Source organism: Nonomuraea sp. NPDC003707 (assembly GCF_053587055.1).
In genome coordinates, this window is record NZ_JBSFNK010000001.1 from 391,594 (window position 1) to 406,212 (window position 14,619).

Sequence of the window (14,619 nt, forward strand, 5' to 3'; positions counted from 1 at the left end):
GCCCGTGCGCAGCCGTAAAAGACTTAAAAGGGGGTCAGGTCAGGACGCTTCGGGGGGAGCCCGTCGCCGGAGGAGACGCCGCGCAGGCGGCGGGACATCCAGGGGACGAGGTGCTCGCGGATCCATTGGGCGTCCTCGCGCCGCCGCGCCCGGGGGTCGACCGTGCGGGACGGCCAGTCCTTGCGCCAGTCCTCGAACGGCACCCCCAGCACGTCCAGCACCCGCGCCGCCACCAGCCGGTGACCGTCCTCGTTCATGTGCAGCCGGTCCGCGCTCCACGCCCGCCAGTCGCGCAGCCCCTGCATCGACCACTGGTCCACCAGCCGGCACCCGTAGAGGTCGGCGATGGAGCGCACGTGCAGGTAGAAGACCGCGAAGCGGCCGCGCAGCCGCCGCATCAGCGGCGTGTCGCGCGGGTCCACCCCCGTGAACAGCAGCACGTCCGAGCCCCCGGCCCGCAGGTCGCGCACGGCGCGGGCGAGCTTCTTGGCCATCACGTCGGGGTCGGTGCCCGGTCTGAGCAGGTCGTTGCCCCCGGCGCAGAGGCTGACCAGGTCGGGGGCCATCTCGACGGCCACCGGCACCTGCTCGGCGACGATCTGGTCGAGCAGCTTCCCGCGCACGGCCAGGTTGGCGTAGCGGAAGCCGGGTTCGTCGGCGGCGAGCCGTTCGGCCACCCGGTCGGCCCAGCCACGGTAGTGACCGTTATGACCGGGGTCGTTCAGTCCTTCTGTGAAGCTGTCGCCGAGGGCGACGAAGGACTTGTAGTGCCTCATGAGGTGGTGTTCATCTCCGCGATAGCGTGCAGCGCAAGGACGTATGACTGTAGTCCGAAGCCCGCGATGGTGCCCGTCGCCACCCCGGCCACGACGGAGTTGTGGCGAAACTCTTCCCTGGCGGCCGGATTGGAGATGTGAACCTCGACAAGCGGTGCCGTGCGCATGGCGATCGCGTCGCGCAGGGCGTAGGAGTAGTGGGTGAAGGCGGCCGGGTTGAGCACGACCGGGATGCGGCCGTCTGCGGCCTCGTGGATCCAGCCGATCAGCTCGCCCTCGTCGTTGGTCTGGCGCACCTCGACGTGCTCGCCGAGCTTCCTGCCGGTGTCGCGGCAGAGCGTGGCGAGGTCCTCGAACGTCTCGGCGCCGTAGATGTCGGGCTCGCGGGTGCCGAGCCTGCCCAGGTTGGGCCCGTTGAGCACGAGGATCATGCGGAGATCTCCTTGTAGGCGGCTTCGAGCAGCTCTTCCGAGGGGCCTTCGAGCCGGCCCGGCTCGGCCAGGCCGTCGAGCACGACGAACCGCTGCTTGGCGCCGCGGTTCTTCTTGTCCAGCCGCATGTGGTCGCGCAGGGACTTCCAGGCGTCGGCGCGGTAGGCGGTGGGCAGGCCGACGCTCGTGAGGATGGATCTGGTGCGTTCGACCAGGTCGGCGCGGCCGGCGAGCTTCGACAGCTCGGCGGCGTAGACCATGCCGATGGCGACGGCCTCGCCGTGGCGGATGGCGTAGTGCTCCTCGCGTTCGATGGCGTGGGCGAGGGTGTGACCGTAGTTGAGGATCTCGCGCAGGCCCGCCTCGCGCAGGTCGGCGCCCACGACGTCGGCCTTGACCTGGATCTTGCGCTCGATCAGCTCGCGGGTGTGGGGGCCGTCGGGCCGCGTGGCGGCCTCCGGGTCGGCCTCGACCAGCCTGAGGATCTCCGGGTCGGCGATGAACCCGCCCTTGATGATCTCGGCCAGGCCGGCCACGTAGTCGCGCCTCGGCATGCTCGCCAGCGTGGACAGCTCGCACAGCACCCCGGCGGGCGGCAGGAACGTGCCCACGAGGTTCTTGCCCTCGGGCGTGTCGATGCCGTTCTTGCCGCCGACGGCCGCGTCGACCATGGCGAGCAGCGTCGTGGGCACGAGCACGACCTGTACGCCGCGCAGCCACGTGCCCGCCACGAACCCGGCCAGGTCGGTCGTCGCGCCCCCGCCCACGCCCACCACGGCGTCGGAGCGGGTCACGCCGCTGCGGCCGAGCACCGACCAGAGCCCGGCGGCCACCTCGACGGTCTTGGCCGCCTCGCCGTCGGGCACGGGCAGCTCGACGACCTCGTAGCCGGCCTCGCGCAGCACCGCGCCGACCGGGCCGGAGATCTCCGGCAGGGTCTCCGGGTGGATGACGGCGACCGTGCGCACGCCGGGCTTGAGCAGCGTGGTCAGCTCGGCCAGCACCCCGGTGCCGACCACCACGTCGTACGGGCTGTCACCGCGTACGTGGATCCTCGTGGCACTCATGCGGGCAGCCCCTTGATGATCTCGTCGGCGAGCTCCTCCGGCTCCCGCTTGTCCGTGACCACGGTCGCCACCGCCAGCCGCTCGTAGACCGGCCGCCGCTCCTCCATCAGCTTCTTCAGCTGGCTGCGCGGGTTAAGCACGAGCAACGGCCGGGCGGAGGCGAGCCCCACCCGCTGGACCGCGTCCGCCAGCCCCACCTGCAGGTAGACGACGTGGTGGCCCGCCAGCAGCGCCTGCGTCTCCTCATTGAGCACGGCGCCGCCGCCCAGCGACAGGATCCCGTCGTGCTCGGCCAGGGCGCGGCGCACGGCCTCGTGCTCCAACTCGCGGAAGCGGGCCTCGCCGTCCTCGACGAAGATGTCGGAGACGGGCTTGCCGGCTACGGCCTCCACGTCGGCGTCGGTGTCGCGGAACCCGACGCCGAGCCGCTCGGCGAGCAACTGCCCGAGCGTCGTCTTACCGGACCCGGGAGGACCGATCAATACAACCCTGCTCATTTGATCACCATCGAAGACAGGTAGCCGGACAGGTTGCGGGCGACCTCCTCGACGGAGTCGCCACCGAACTTCTCGAGGGCCGCGTCGGCCAGCACCAGCGCGACCATGGCCTCGGCCACGATGCCGGCGGCCGGCACGGCGCACACGTCGGAGCGCTCGTGGTGCGCCTTGGCCGCCTCGCCGGTCTTGACGTCGATCGTGGCCAGCGCCCTGGGGACGGTGGAGATCGGCTTCATGGCGGCGCTGACGCGCAGGATCTCGCCGTTCGTCATGCCGCCCTCGACGCCGCCCGCGCGGTTGGTGATGCGGCGCACGCCGTCTTCGGCGGTGTATTCGATCTCGTCGTGGGCCTGGGAGCCGGGCCTGCGCGCGGTCTCGAAACCGTCGCCGACCGCCACGCCCTTGATCGCCTGGATGCCCATGAGCGCGCCCGCGAGCCTGGAGTCGAGCCTGCGGTCCCAGTGGGTGTAGCTGCCCAGGCCGGGCGGCAGGCCGTACGCGAGGACCTCGACGACGCCGCCGAGCGTGTCGCCGTCCTTGTGGGCCTTGTCGATCACGGCGATCATGGCCGCGCTGCCCTCGGCGTCGGAGCAGCGCACCGGGTCCTCGTCGATCCTGGCCAGCTCGCCGGGGCCGGGCAGGGTTTCCGCCGGGCTCTTCGCGCCGCCGATCTCGGTGACGTGGCTGACGATGTCGACGCCCAGCGCCTGCTTGAGGAAGCGCCTGGCGACCTCGCCGAGCGCGACGCGGGCGGCCGTCTCGCGGGCGCTGGCCCGGTCGAGCACCTGCCTGGCGTCGTCGAACCCGTACTTCTGCATGCCCGCCAGGTCGGCGTGGCCGGGACGCGGACGGGACCGGGGCGCGTTGCGCGCGAGGCCCTCCAGCTCGGCCGGGTCGACCGGGTCGGCCGCCATGACCTTCTCCCACTTGGGCCACTCGGTGTTTCCGATCCGGATCGCGACCGGGCTGCCCATCGTGCGGCCGTGGCGGACGCCGCCCACGATCGTCACCTGGTCCTGCTCGAACTTCATCCGGGCACCCCGGCCATAACCGAGCCTGCGGCGGCGCAGGGCCTCGTCGATGGCGGCCGTGGTCACCTCCACCCCGGCCGGCAGGCCTTCGAGGATGGCGACGAGTTCGGGGCCGTGGGACTCTCCGGCGGTCAACCAGCGCAACATGCGTACAAGTCTTCCATGTGCTGCCTAGTGAGATGTCCCGCGTTCACCAGCCGAGACAGAGTGTCGTGAACGCGCCCAGCAGCATGAACGGCCCGAACGGGAACTGGGTGTGCCTCGTCCCGCGCCTGGACAGCAGCAGTGCCAGGCCGTAGAGGGCGCCGAGCAGCTGGCCGCCGAAGGCCGCGACGATCCACGCCTGCCAGCTCAGCGCCGCGGCGGCCATGCCGATGAGCCCGGCCAGCTTGACGTCCCCCAGACCCATCGCCTCCGGCCTGATGAACCAGAGCAGCCCGTACACGGCCGTCAGCGCCACCCCGCCGGCCAGCGCCCTGGGCAGCTCCCCCGTCGGCGCCAGGGCCAGGGCCATGATCGGATACGCCGGGAGCGTGATCGCGTCGGGCAGCAGGCTGGTACGCCAGTCGACGACCGCCAGCGCGGTGCCGATGAGGGCGAAAGGTACGTACGGCAGCCCGAACCGCCAGGCGACCAGCGCGGCCACGGCGGCGGTCACCAGCTCGACGCCCGGGCCGGGTCGCTGGATCACCGCGCCCAGGTCGTAGTGGACCGGGCCCTCGTCGTAGGAGTCGGCCAGCCCGCGGATGTGGCGTCCGCAGATCAGCCCGGCGAGCGCCATGAGTGCGACCACGAGCCGACCTTAATGCGCCACCCCGCCCACGCGAGGCCGTATCAATCCACCTGCTACGGCTTTGCCCGCGCCCATCAACCCTCCGCGGGCGGCTGTCAACCCTCCCCGGGCGGACGACGCGCGCCCGGCACGGCAAACGCCATCGGCCCGCCTCGGCCGGACTGACCCCACGCCCGGCACAGCTCCGCCGATCGGCACCCGGCCCCGCGGAGCGTACGTCATCAGCCCTTTCTGGAGAACCACCGGCGGCGCCGGACGGGCTCCACCTTGGCGACGGTCACACCTTCGAGCCGATCGACGGTCCCCGACTCGACGGCCGCCAGCGCCTCCAGCACCGCTCCCTCGATCACGAACTGCACCGGCCCCGCCACGTCCACCACGACCGCCGCCGCCTTCTCCTGCACCGCCGCCCGGCACACCTGCAAGGCCGTGGCCTGGATCGGCCGGGCGTCGGGCCGCCATCGGGCCAGCGCCTGGCTGCCGGTGAACGCGAGCACCGCCTCCCTGCCGTCCGCCCCGACGAGCTTGGGCAGCGCCATCTCGCTCTCCTTCTCCTGCCGCAGCCCGTGCGCGCCGACCTCGCTCTCGGTCAGCAGCGCCACGACGGGCACCAGCAGCCTGGCCCCGCTGAGGGCGTTCAGCACGTCGGCGGCGTCGGCGGTGCCGGCCTGATAGGAGGCCAGGGCGGCGGCCACGGCGGGCGCGGCGCCACCGTCGTCGTCGGGATCGAGAGGTCGCGGGATGCTAGGCACAACCCCCGAGATTACCCCCGCCCGCCCCTGCCCCCGCAGCCTGCCCCGGAGCGCAGCGGGAGGTCGAACGAGGCGTTCACGACCCGTCGCCTTCGGCCGGGCCCGGGCGGTTCAGCCAGCCGGGCGCCGGGAGTCTGCGCGACCGGTATGCCCACCTGACGGCCTCGCGCGCCTGCTCCGCACCGCCCGGGGTGATCCGGTAGTAGCGGCGGCGCGGACGTCCCTCCGCGACGTGCGTCTCCGGGTCCTCCCACCGGCTCTCCACCCAGCCGATCTGCTCCAGTCTGGCCAGGATCGGGTAGACCGTGCCGCTCGGCAGCTCCGCCAGCTCGCACACCTCGAGCCCGTAGCGATCGTGCCCGGGATCACGGAGCAGGGCTCGGAGGACAGCCTGGGTCGGCATGGTCATCCGCAGGCTTCTCTTCATATCTCGTACTCTACATAGCTAGAACAAGGCCCACCCTCCCGCTCCGGCGACATGCTCGTACCCACCGACGATGTCGGTTCCGGCTGGTAGACAGGTGCGATGCGGATCGGACGCCTTCCCCTGGACGAGCAGCTCGCCGCTCTACGGACGGTGCTCGGCGCCAACCCCACCCTGACCACCGTGCTCGACGGCGCTCGCGCGCTCGACCTGCCCGGATGGTGGGTCGCGGCAGGCGCGGTCGTCCAGACGATCTGGAACCACGTCACCGGTCGTGACCCCGAGCACGGGATCAAGGACTACGACCTGGTCTACTACGATCCCTCCGACCTGTCCTGGGAGGCCGAGGACAGGGCGATCAGGGCGGGGGCCGAGCTGTTCGGGGACGTGCCGGTGGAGATCCGCAACGAGGCCCGGGTGCATCTGTGGTACGAGGAGCGGTTCGGCGTGCCGTGCCCGCCCTATGAGAGCGCCGAGGACGCGATCGACTCCTTTCCCTCCACCACCAGCTCCCTCGGCGTGCGGCTCACGCCGTCGGGCCGGTGGCAGGTCTACGCGCCCTGTGACTCCTCCCCCTCGTAAACGAGGGGGCTTCTCGCTACGCCGCGCCGGCGTCGCGGAGGACCAGCCCGGCCCTCTTGATGTTGCTCGCCCCGACCACGTCCGCGTTGGCGGCATACCCGCATGCCACGCAGGCGAAGTCGGCTTGGACCTTGCGGTTCTCTCCGCTCGCGTGCCCGCACCGGGGGCAGGTGCGGGAGGTGTTGGCGGGGTTCACCGAGATCAGCTCTCGACCGGCGCTTTCAGCCTTGTGCGCGAGGATGCCCAGGAACACCCCCCAACCCGCGTCCAGAATGCTCTTGTTCAGCCCGGCCTTAGCGGCTGCCCCGTTGGCCAGGAACACGCCCGCCCGCTCAGGATCGGGCCTGGCCCTCGGACTCTTGGTCATATTGGCGATCCGCAGGTCCTCCACCACGATCACGTCCGCGTTCCGGACCAGCGCGAGCGCGGTCTTGTGCGCGTGGTCGGCTCGTCGCCGGGCCACCGCACGGTGAATCCGGCCGATCTTCCGCGCCACCTTCCGGCGACGCCGGGAACCGCGTTTCGTGCCCGCGTAGGCGCGCTGAGCGGCCGCCAGCTCTTCCTGCGCGGTTCGCAGGTGGCGCGGGTTGGGGATGTGACCATGTTCGTCGCTCACCCCGGCAATCGGCTCGCTGGCGGTGGCGAAGTGGACCACACCCATGTCCACGCCGATCTCGCGGCCGGTCGCCGGCAGCGGCACAGCGGGCACATCGTCGCAGGAGACGATCACGAACCAGCGGGAGCCTTCCCGCTTGACCTCGATCTGCTTGACCCGGCCGCGCACCGGACGGTGCCGATGCGCCCGCACCTGCCCGATCCCGTGCAGCTTCACGACCGTCGCACCGGGGTGGTGGGGCTGGGAGTCCCACTTGGCGCCGTCACCCTCGACAAAGGTGACCGTGTCGAACCAGCCCTGCCCCTTGAACCGCGGGTAGCCAGGCCTCTGACCCGCTTTGACGCGGCGGAAGAATGCCTCGAACGCCTTGTTCAACCGGCGTAGCGTCTGCTGCTGGCTGGTGAACGACCAGCGGCCTTGGCCTGCCGGGTCATCGGCGCGGATCTCCTTCAGCTGCGCCGACTGCTCCCCGTACCGGATCGAGATCTTCGCCCGGCGGTACGCCTCGCGACGCTCTTCCAATGCCGCGTTGTACAGCGCCCGATGATCGTCCAGCATCGCGGTCAGCGCGATCTGCTGCTTGACCGTGGGACGCAGCACGAACTTGAACGACCTACGCATCAGCGCCCCCGCCGTTGCCGGGGACACGCTCGTCGGGGGTCTCGATAGAGCGCGGCACGTCCGCCACGCTGACCGCTCCCACGCTCGCCACAGAATACGAGCGTGACCACAGGTCGCAAGCCGGGAGCGCAGGTGCGGGAACTCGGCCCGCAGGTGGCCGGAGGTGAACCCCTTGAACGGGTCGGCCACGTACGAGGGCGAGTGCTTCGGGGTACGGCCTGACGAACAGGTGCACGTGGTCAGGCACCACCTCCAAGGCGATGATTTCCCCGTCGTGCGCTGCGGCCCTGGCGCGAATCAACTCCTCCAGCCGGGCCTTGATCCGGCCGCCCAGAGCACGACGCCAGCACTTGGGGCACCACACCACGTGATAGCCCAAGTCGTACGCCGCACCGGGGGAAGCGCGCACCTGACGAGACACTCGATCATTATCAGACCTGCGCTCCTCTAAGAGCAGCGGTTTCTGAAAGCCGAAATCCGCAGGTTAACGCACGCTCAGGCGCTAGAGCGCCTTCCCGCGCGGCATTCCCCCGCTCCCTGAAGGAAGCGGTCCCCTGCCTTCGACTTGATGGCGTGGCCGACGCGTTCGGCCTGGTGCTGCGGCCCAATCCCAGGCAGGCGCCCAGGCACGTGTACGAGGCCAAGGTGGCCCGGTGGACCGAGGAATGGCCCGAGCTCACCGCCCTGAGCCCGGGTTCCCCGGCCCTGCTCTGATCCCCAGGGCCCTTTGGCCGTCTATCCCAGGTCGGAGATGGCCGCGACCGGGCCGCCGCCCGAGGGACCCTGGTGGACGGCCGCCACCGAGACGAACACCGCCGGGTCGCCCGTGACCGAGGCCGCCACCCCGCCCACCGTCGCCTTGATCTGCCGGTGCCAGTGCACGTCCGAATCGTCCAGCATGATGTTGCGCCGTCCGCGAACCCGTCCCGACGGGTCGGCCTCGCACTTCATGAACACGTTCACCAGCCGCCCCCCGAGGTCCGACGGGTGCGGGCGCTCCGGCAGCGGCAGCCCCGAGTCCCTGATGGCCTCCCAGATGCCGTCGGCGTCCAGGGCGTCCTTCATGACGCTGTGGCCGACGCGGTAGCGGCCGCCGATCCCCCGCACGTTCCCCACCAGCACGATCTGCGCCCGGTCCAGCTCCACCCCGGACGAGCACGAGGCCACGGACGAGTACAGCGACAGGTCCTTGTGGATCTGGTCGGCGCTCGGCATGTCGATCTCGCCGAGGGCGACGGCGATGCCGAGGGCGGTGGTCGAGTTGGACAGGTCCATGGAGGGGCCGGTCTCCTCGATGGCGGTGTCCTGGCCGCGGCTCTTGGCGTCGGTGATGGTGGCCAGGGTGAGCAGCGGCGTCTTGGTCTGTACGTAGTGGACGTCGCGCGGGTCGTCGATCCCGGCGATCTTCATGGCCTCGCGTACGCCCGCTGCGACCTTCTCCACCATGGCGGGCCTGCCGATGTCCTCGGGCAGGATCACCTCGCTCATCGCCACGCCCACCGACAACCGCGGCTCGTCGGACGGGGGCGCGTCGGCCGTGGTGGCGAAGATGGTGGCGTGCGGGCTGAGCACGCCGTCCGTGCCGCCCGACCACACCAGCGGCACGCTCTCCGGCGCCGGATGCCCGTGCTCCGCCAGCACCTCGCGGAAGGCCCGGTCGGCGAGGATGCGCGTGTAGTCGTTCACGCCGCCGTTGCCCTCGGTCTTGCCGACGACGGCGAGCACCCGGCGCGCCTCGATCACCCCGTCGGCGATGAGCCGGGCGAGACCGGAGGCGTCGGTGACGCTCTCGATCGGCACCTTGCGTACTTCAATCGGGTCCGGCATATGACGCCCCTTCTCCGTTACCGGTCCTCCCCGCCCTCGCGACGCTATCCGAGCCGGTCAGCGGGGTTCATGGTCAATGTCTGCCCATGAACCCCGCCGACGATGTCAAGGTGCGCTCAGCGCCACGGGCCGGGGAGCACGCCGGACGCCGGGCGGTATGGTCGCCGGTGTGATTCGCGAAGCACTCGTCAACGGGATCAAGCTCGTGTACCGGGAGGAAGGCGACCCCACCGCTCCCCCGCTCCTGCTCATCCACGGCCGGACCGCCAACCACAACGACTGGAACGGCATCACCCAGCACTTCGCGGCGCGCTACCACGTCATCGCCCCCGACCTGCGCGGGCACGGGGTCAGCGACTACCAGGGCCCGTACGAGGTGCCGGAGATGGCCGAGGACGTCGTCGCGCTGCTCGACCACCTGGGCATCGGGCGCGCCACGCTGGTCGGGCACTCGCTCGGAGGCGTGGTGGCGTACCACGCGGCCATGAACCACCCGGACCGGGTCGAGCGGCTCGTGCTCGAGGACGCGCCGCCGCCGCTCCCCTTCAAGAACCGCCCGCCGGTCGTCGAGGACGATTCGACCGGGTTCGACTGGCGCATGATGCACGACACGGAACGGCAGCTGGCCGGCCCCGATCCCGCCTGGCTGGCGGGGCTCGGCAAGATCACGGCGCCGACGCTGGTGTTGAGCGGCGGGGACCAGAGCCCCGCCAACACCGGGGAGGTGGCGGCGCGGATCCCCGGGGCGCGGCTGGTCACGATCGACGTCGGGCACCTGATCCACACCACGGCCCGCAGCCGGTTCCTGCAGGCGGTGGACACCTTTCTGGACGGCTGACGGGCCGCATCTCATCACGCCGTAACCCTGGTGTCACGTATGCACGGCAGGGTAGAGGCGTGGTTGACATGCACGTACATCAGCGTCTGGGCAGACTGAGGCTGATGGCCCCCACGATCGGCCAGTGCGCGATCGGAGCCGCGATCGCCTGGCTCGTGGCCAAAAATCTGCTGGGCCACAGCCGCCCGTTCTTCGCGCCCATCGCCGTCGTGGTCTGCATCGGCGTGGCGCTGGGCCAGCGGCTGCGGCGGGTGGTGGAGCTGGTCGTCGGGGTCACCCTCGGCGTCGGCGTCGGCGACCTGCTGGTGTCGCGGATCGGTTCGGGCGCCTGGCAGATCGCGCTGGTGGTGGCGCTGGCGATGGCCGTGGCGGTGCTGCTCGACAGCGGTTCGCTGATCGTCCTCCAGGCGGGCTCGTCGGCCGTGCTCGTCGCCACGCTCCTGCCACCGAGCGGCAGCGGCGGGTTCGACAGGATGGTCGACGCCCTGGTCGGCGGGCTCATGGGGCTCGCGGCCGTCGCCCTGCTGCCCACCAGCCCGGCGGCGCTGGCGAGGAGGCACGCGAAGGGGACGTTCGGCGCGCTGGCCGACGCGTTGCGGCAGATCGCCGAGGCCATCGAGAACCGCGACGCGCGCGTGGCCTCCGACGCGCTGGAGGAGGCGCGCGGCAGCCACAAGAACGTGGAGGAGTTCAGGCAGGCGCTGGAGACGAGCAAGGAGATCGCCACCATCTCGCCGCTCCACCGCCACCGCCGCCCCTTCCTGGACGGGTACGAGCAGGCGGCCGTGCCACTCGATCACGCGCTCAGAAACGCCAGAGTGCTGGCCAGGCGGGCCATCGTGGCACTCGACGGCCCCGGCGCCCTCCCGCCCCGGCTGCCGGGCGAGCTGCGCGAACTGGCCGACGCCGCGCTCATGCTGCGGGACGACCTCGCCGCCGGACGCTCGCCGGAAAGGGCGCGCCGGGCGATCCTGTCGGTGGCCTCGCGGCAGGGCGCGGAGCGGTGGGGCTTCTCGGCGGACGTGATGACCGCCCAGCTCAGGTCCATCATCGTGGACCTCCTCCAGGCGACCGGCATCGATCGGGACGAGGCGGTCGCGACCCTGCCGCCGCTGGACGTCCACCCCGACCACCCATCAACCGACTCGCCCGACCCCGGCGCGGAGAGCGATCCCCCAAGCTCCGAAAAACCCCCACAACGCCCGACGAAAAGGACGTAGCTGGGGCAAACGTGACCTCAATGTCATATAGATCCGCCTTAAGGTAGAGGGGTGCGAACCAGGCTCAGCGATCATGTGAAGGAACGACTGGGCACGTTCGGCCTCATGGCCCCCTCCATCGCGCAGTGCGCGGTGGGCGCCGCACTGGCCTGGATCATCGCCATGGAGCTGCTCGGCCACCCCCGCCCGTTCTTCGCGCCGATCTCGGTGCTGATCTGCGTGGGCGTCGGGCTGGGGCAGCGGCTGCGCAGGGTGGCCGAGCTGGTGATCGGCGTCAGCCTCGGGGTGGGCATCGGCGACCTGCTGGTGTCCTGGATCGGTTCGGGCGCCTGGCAGCTCGCGCTCGTGGTGGCGCTGGCGATGGCCGTCGCGGTGCTGCTGAACAGCGGGGCGCTGTTCGTCGCGCAGGCCGGATCGTCGGCCGTGCTGGTGGCCACCCTGGTGCCCGGCGACGGGGCCGGCGGGCTGGACCGGATGGCGGACGCGCTCACCGGGGGCATCGTCGGGGTCATGGCGGTCGCGCTGTTGCCCGCCAGCCCGTTCACGATCGCGGCCAAGCACCTGTCCGGGGTGCTCGACGCGCTGTCCACGGTACTGGAACGAGCGGCGGAGGCGATCGAGAAGCGGGACGTGGAGCTGGCGGCGGAGGCGCTCGAGGAGGCGCGGAACACGCAGGAGGCGGTGGCGGAGTTCGAGCACGCGCTGGAGACCGCCAAGGAGATCACGATGCTCTCGCCGCTGCACTGGCACCGGAAGGCCAGGCTGGCGCGCTACGAGACCGCCGCCGTGCCGGTGGATCTGGCACTGCGGAACGCCCGGGTGCTGAGCAGGCGTACCCTCGCCTCGCTCGGGGAGGCCAGCCCGCCGCCCACCGCCCTGGCGGAGGCCCTGCGCGAGGTCTCGGAGGCGGCGCTGCTGCTGCAGCTGGAGCTCGGCGCCGGCCGCGAGCCGACGCTGGCGCGCCAGGCGCTGCTGGCGGTGGCGGCGCGGGAGCGGCCCGACGGGCTCGGCTTCTCGGCGCACGTGATCATCGCGCAGCTGCGTTCGGTGGTCGTGGACCTGCTGCAGGCGACCGGGATGGAGCACGAGGCGGCCACGGACACGCTCACCCCGTTGGACGAGCCCCGCGACGAAACCAGCCGCCGCTGATCCGGGGCAGGCTGTCGGTCAGGGCCGGATCGTGAACGTACGCAGGACGTCGGCGATCTCATCGACCTCGGTGAGCTTGCCGGCCGCGACGGCGACGACCAGGTCATAGGCGGAGTCGTCGTCAGTGTCGAGCTCAACTCCGTTGAACCGCAGGAAGACGTCCGTCACCAGCCAGGACAACCGTTTGTTGCCGTCGATGAGCGGATGATTGACCGCGAGCGAGTGCAGGAGCGCGGCGGCTTTCGTGATCAGGTCGGGATAAGCCTCCTGGCCGAACATGGCGGAGCCTGGTCGATGCACAGCCGAGGAGAGGAGACCGAGGTCTCTGACCGCGAGAGCGCCGCCGAGCTCCGCTTCCGCGAGCGCGAAGACCTGCTCCAAGGTGAGATAGCGCGTCATTCGCCGAGCCGATCAAGCACTGACCGCCAGCGCTCCCTGGACTTCGCGCCGAGCCGCCGAACCTCTTCGTCCGCAGCGTGCCGCGCCAGATACTCGTCGACGGCGGCCAGAATGACCTGCTGCATGCTCCGCCCCTCGAACTCGGCGCGCTTGCGGAGGGCCTCGGTCTGATCGTCGGTCAGGCGAAGGGTCATAGCCATGCCCCCCATCGTAGGTCGAGGGCGGTATCACGACGACACCAGCACGATGACGCCGAGGCCGCCGGGAACCTGGGCGGGGCGCCACGCGGTGCCGTCGTACCCGAGCAGGAACGGCTCGCCGTCCCGCGTCCCGGCCGCCCACGCGCTGGTGGGGCCGGTGGCGATGACGTCCCGCAGCCGGCTGCCGGGGTCCTCGCCGACGTAGGTGTAGCGCCAGCCGCCGGGGGTGGCCTCCGGGACGATCGGGGTCGGCGTCGCCGAGGGGGTGACGCGATCGGTCGCCGGCGGCTGGATCAGCGGGGGACGAGGTGGAAGAACGAGCCGTCCATGGGGCCGAGGTCGTGGTGGGAGATCTCGTCCAGCCGGGCCGCCGCCTCGTCCGGGAGGTCGAGGTCGAAGGCCGCCAGGTTCTCCCGCAGCTGCTCCACCGATCGCGGGCCGATCAGCACCGAGGTCACCCCGGGCCGCCGCGCCACCCAGGCCAGGGCCACCGATGCCGGTGCGGCGCCGAGTTCGGCCGCGACCTTGACGAGTTCGTCGGCGATGTCCAGATTGCGGTCGTTGAGCAGCGATCGGGCCCAACGGTTCGCGCCGGGGAGGGAGTGGCCGAGCAGCCTGCCCATGCGGCTGTCGGGGTCGGGGGTCTCGCCGTGCCGGTAGCGGCCGGTCAGCACGCCGCCGCCGAGCGTCCCGTACACGACGGCGCCGATCCCGTGCCGCTCGCACGCCGGCAGGATCTCCGCCTCGATCACCCGCTGGATGAGCGAGTACTGCGGCTGCAGGCTCACGAACGGCGTGCCGCCCACGCGGGCGGCGGCCCACTGCGACTCGACGAGCTGGGTCGCGGTGAAGTTGGAGCAGCCGAGGTAGCGGACCTTGCCCGCCTTGACGAACCCGTCCAGCGTGGCCATCGTCTCCTCGATCGGCGTCACCGGGTCCCACTGGTGGCACTGGTAGAGGTCCACATAGTCGGTGCCGAGCCGGCGCAGGCTGGCGTCGAGGGCTCTGGTGAGGTGGCGGCGCGACAGGCCGCGCCCTTCCGTACCCACCGGCATGGCGCCCTTGGTGGCCAGCACGACCCACTCGCGCCTGCCCTTCAGCGCACGGCCGACGATCTCCTCGGTCTCGCCCCGGTGGTACAGGTCGGCGGTGTCGATGAAGTTGCCGCCCGCGTCGAGGAACGCGTCGATGATCCGGCCCGCCTCGGCCTCGTCACTGGCGGCCAGGCCGTACTCGGTGCCGAAGTTCATGGTGCCCAGGCAGGCCCTGGAGACGCGCAGGCCGGAACGGCCGAGATTCAGGTAGTCCAAGGGATTCCCCCTAGAATCGGAATGGTTGTTCCGGATGTTGACCATACGGAACAACGGTTCCGGTTGTCAACGAGGAAGGGGCTCTC

20 protein-coding genes are annotated in these 14,619 nt (G+C 71.2%); 6 read left to right on the forward strand and 14 right to left on the reverse strand.

What is annotated here, in order from left to right; translation table 11 throughout:
- Positions 1-23: 23 nt before the first annotated feature.
- The 8 genes from ACWDRB_RS01725 to ACWDRB_RS01760 all read right to left on the reverse strand — a co-directional run bounded on the left by ACWDRB_RS01725 (position 24) and on the right by ACWDRB_RS01760 (position 5,774).
- Positions 24-776 (reverse strand): SGNH/GDSL hydrolase family protein, encoded by a 753-nt coding sequence (locus ACWDRB_RS01725; RefSeq protein WP_397365257.1) that lies wholly within the window; start codon positions 774-776, stop codon positions 24-26.
- Complete coding sequence (gene aroQ, locus ACWDRB_RS01730; RefSeq protein WP_357731248.1) at positions 773-1,207, reverse strand: type II 3-dehydroquinate dehydratase; 435 nt, start codon at positions 1,205-1,207, stop codon at positions 773-775. Before aroQ ends, ACWDRB_RS01725 begins: the two co-directional genes overlap by 4 nt.
- A complete protein-coding gene (aroB, locus tag ACWDRB_RS01735) occupies positions 1,204-2,274 on the reverse strand; it encodes a 3-dehydroquinate synthase (RefSeq protein ID WP_449891454.1) in 1,071 nt (356 codons plus the stop codon). Before aroB ends, aroQ begins: the two co-directional genes overlap by 4 nt.
- Entirely contained in the window at positions 2,271-2,771 is a 501-nt protein-coding gene (locus ACWDRB_RS01740; RefSeq protein WP_350722490.1) for a shikimate kinase, read from the reverse strand. The genes aroB and ACWDRB_RS01740 overlap by 4 nt, the downstream gene beginning before the upstream one ends.
- Positions 2,768-3,949 (reverse strand): chorismate synthase, encoded by a 1,182-nt coding sequence (aroC, locus tag ACWDRB_RS01745; protein WP_350722492.1) that lies wholly within the window; start codon positions 3,947-3,949, stop codon positions 2,768-2,770. Before aroC ends, ACWDRB_RS01740 begins: the two co-directional genes overlap by 4 nt.
- Before the next feature lie 43 nt (positions 3,950-3,992).
- Positions 3,993-4,595, reverse strand: a complete 603-nt coding sequence (locus ACWDRB_RS01750) for an A24 family peptidase (RefSeq protein ID WP_355194698.1) — start codon at positions 4,593-4,595, stop codon at positions 3,993-3,995.
- A 221-nt stretch (positions 4,596-4,816) separates the two neighbouring features.
- Positions 4,817-5,347, reverse strand: coding sequence for an SseB family protein (locus tag ACWDRB_RS01755; protein WP_449891455.1), 531 nt, complete (start codon positions 5,345-5,347; stop codon positions 4,817-4,819).
- A gap of 76 nt (positions 5,348-5,423) precedes the next feature.
- Complete coding sequence (locus ACWDRB_RS01760) at positions 5,424-5,774, reverse strand: PadR family transcriptional regulator (protein ID WP_449891456.1); 351 nt, start codon at positions 5,772-5,774, stop codon at positions 5,424-5,426.
- Positions 5,775-5,873: 99 nt separating this feature from the next.
- On the opposite strand from ACWDRB_RS01760, the gene ACWDRB_RS01765 reads away from it, so the two are divergent.
- A complete protein-coding gene (locus ACWDRB_RS01765) occupies positions 5,874-6,353 on the forward strand; it encodes a nucleotidyltransferase family protein (protein WP_449891457.1) in 480 nt (159 codons plus the stop codon).
- A gap of 16 nt (positions 6,354-6,369) precedes the next feature.
- On the opposite strand, the gene ACWDRB_RS01770 is transcribed toward ACWDRB_RS01765, so the two are convergent.
- On the reverse strand, positions 6,370-7,590 hold the full coding sequence (locus ACWDRB_RS01770) for an RNA-guided endonuclease InsQ/TnpB family protein (protein ID WP_449891458.1): 1,221 nt from the start codon (positions 7,588-7,590) through the stop codon (positions 6,370-6,372).
- Complete coding sequence (tnpA, locus tag ACWDRB_RS01775) at positions 7,583-8,011, reverse strand: IS200/IS605 family transposase (protein WP_449891459.1); 429 nt, start codon at positions 8,009-8,011, stop codon at positions 7,583-7,585. The genes ACWDRB_RS01770 and tnpA overlap by 8 nt, the downstream gene beginning before the upstream one ends.
- A gap of 152 nt (positions 8,012-8,163) precedes the next feature.
- Here tnpA and ACWDRB_RS01780 point away from each other — a divergent pair, with 152 nt between their 5' ends.
- On the forward strand, positions 8,164-8,304 hold the full coding sequence (locus tag ACWDRB_RS01780) for a nucleotidyltransferase family protein (protein ID WP_449891460.1): 141 nt from the start codon (positions 8,164-8,166) through the stop codon (positions 8,302-8,304).
- A gap of 21 nt (positions 8,305-8,325) precedes the next feature.
- Here ACWDRB_RS01780 and ACWDRB_RS01785 read toward each other — a convergent pair whose 3' ends face one another.
- Positions 8,326-9,417: a barbiturase gene (locus ACWDRB_RS01785; protein ID WP_397365252.1), complete on the reverse strand. Its 1,092-nt coding sequence runs from the start codon at positions 9,415-9,417 to the stop codon at positions 8,326-8,328.
- A gap of 169 nt (positions 9,418-9,586) precedes the next feature.
- Here ACWDRB_RS01785 and ACWDRB_RS01790 point away from each other — a divergent pair, with 169 nt between their 5' ends.
- The 3 genes from ACWDRB_RS01790 to ACWDRB_RS01800 all read left to right on the forward strand — a co-directional run bounded on the left by ACWDRB_RS01790 (position 9,587) and on the right by ACWDRB_RS01800 (position 12,624).
- The gene (locus ACWDRB_RS01790) at positions 9,587-10,255 is read left to right on the forward strand and encodes an alpha/beta fold hydrolase (protein ID WP_449891461.1); all 669 of its coding nucleotides are present in this window, start codon (positions 9,587-9,589) and stop codon (positions 10,253-10,255) included.
- A 104-nt stretch (positions 10,256-10,359) separates the two neighbouring features.
- Positions 10,360-11,475: an FUSC family protein gene (locus tag ACWDRB_RS01795; protein ID WP_449891462.1), complete on the forward strand. Its 1,116-nt coding sequence runs from the start codon at positions 10,360-10,362 to the stop codon at positions 11,473-11,475.
- Between the two features lie 51 nt (positions 11,476-11,526).
- Positions 11,527-12,624 (forward strand): FUSC family protein, encoded by a 1,098-nt coding sequence (locus tag ACWDRB_RS01800; RefSeq protein WP_449891463.1) that lies wholly within the window; start codon positions 11,527-11,529, stop codon positions 12,622-12,624.
- A gap of 18 nt (positions 12,625-12,642) precedes the next feature.
- Here ACWDRB_RS01800 and ACWDRB_RS01805 read toward each other — a convergent pair whose 3' ends face one another.
- Entirely contained in the window at positions 12,643-13,023 is a 381-nt protein-coding gene (locus tag ACWDRB_RS01805; RefSeq protein WP_449891464.1) for a type II toxin-antitoxin system death-on-curing family toxin, read from the reverse strand.
- Positions 13,020-13,217 (reverse strand): CopG family transcriptional regulator, encoded by a 198-nt coding sequence (locus ACWDRB_RS01810; protein ID WP_449891465.1) that lies wholly within the window; start codon positions 13,215-13,217, stop codon positions 13,020-13,022. The genes ACWDRB_RS01805 and ACWDRB_RS01810 overlap by 4 nt, the downstream gene beginning before the upstream one ends.
- Positions 13,218-13,221: 4 nt before the next feature.
- On the opposite strand from ACWDRB_RS01810, the gene ACWDRB_RS01815 reads away from it, so the two are divergent.
- On the forward strand, positions 13,222-13,428 hold the full coding sequence (locus tag ACWDRB_RS01815; RefSeq protein WP_449891466.1) for a hypothetical protein: 207 nt from the start codon (positions 13,222-13,224) through the stop codon (positions 13,426-13,428).
- 88 nt (positions 13,429-13,516) lie between these two features.
- Here ACWDRB_RS01815 and ACWDRB_RS01820 read toward each other — a convergent pair whose 3' ends face one another.
- A complete protein-coding gene (locus ACWDRB_RS01820; protein ID WP_449891467.1) occupies positions 13,517-14,533 on the reverse strand; it encodes an aldo/keto reductase in 1,017 nt (338 codons plus the stop codon).
- Between the last annotated feature and the right edge of the window lie 86 nt (positions 14,534-14,619).

What these genes read in the sequence shown, in the direction of transcription:
- ACWDRB_RS01725 (WP_397365257.1), bottom strand. Translation starts at nt 776, where the DNA reads ATGAGGCACTACAAGTCCTTCGTCGCCCTCGGCGACAGCTTCACAGAA.
- aroQ (WP_357731248.1), bottom strand. Translation starts at nt 1,207, where the DNA reads ATGATCCTCGTGCTCAACGGGCCCAACCTGGGCAGGCTCGGCACCCGC.
- aroB (WP_449891454.1), bottom strand. Translation starts at nt 2,274, where the DNA reads ATGAGTGCCACGAGGATCCACGTACGCGGTGACAGCCCGTACGACGTG.
- ACWDRB_RS01740 (WP_350722490.1), bottom strand. Translation starts at nt 2,771, where the DNA reads ATGAGCAGGGTTGTATTGATCGGTCCTCCCGGGTCCGGTAAGACGACG.
- aroC (WP_350722492.1), bottom strand. Translation starts at nt 3,949, where the DNA reads ATGTTGCGCTGGTTGACCGCCGGAGAGTCCCACGGCCCCGAACTCGTC.
- ACWDRB_RS01760 (WP_449891456.1), bottom strand. Translation starts at nt 5,774, where the DNA reads ATGAAGAGAAGCCTGCGGATGACCATGCCGACCCAGGCTGTCCTCCGA.
- ACWDRB_RS01765 (WP_449891457.1), top strand. Translation starts at nt 5,874, where the DNA reads ATGCGGATCGGACGCCTTCCCCTGGACGAGCAGCTCGCCGCTCTACGG.
- ACWDRB_RS01770 (WP_449891458.1), bottom strand. Translation starts at nt 7,590, where the DNA reads ATGCGTAGGTCGTTCAAGTTCGTGCTGCGTCCCACGGTCAAGCAGCAG.
- ACWDRB_RS01785 (WP_397365252.1), bottom strand. Translation starts at nt 9,417, where the DNA reads ATGCCGGACCCGATTGAAGTACGCAAGGTGCCGATCGAGAGCGTCACC.
- ACWDRB_RS01795 (WP_449891462.1), top strand. Translation starts at nt 10,360, where the DNA reads ATGGCCCCCACGATCGGCCAGTGCGCGATCGGAGCCGCGATCGCCTGG.
- ACWDRB_RS01805 (WP_449891464.1), bottom strand. Translation starts at nt 13,023, where the DNA reads ATGACGCGCTATCTCACCTTGGAGCAGGTCTTCGCGCTCGCGGAAGCG.
- ACWDRB_RS01810 (WP_449891465.1), bottom strand. Translation starts at nt 13,217, where the DNA reads ATGACCCTTCGCCTGACCGACGATCAGACCGAGGCCCTCCGCAAGCGC.
- ACWDRB_RS01815 (WP_449891466.1), top strand. Translation starts at nt 13,222, where the DNA reads ATGCCCCCCATCGTAGGTCGAGGGCGGTATCACGACGACACCAGCACG.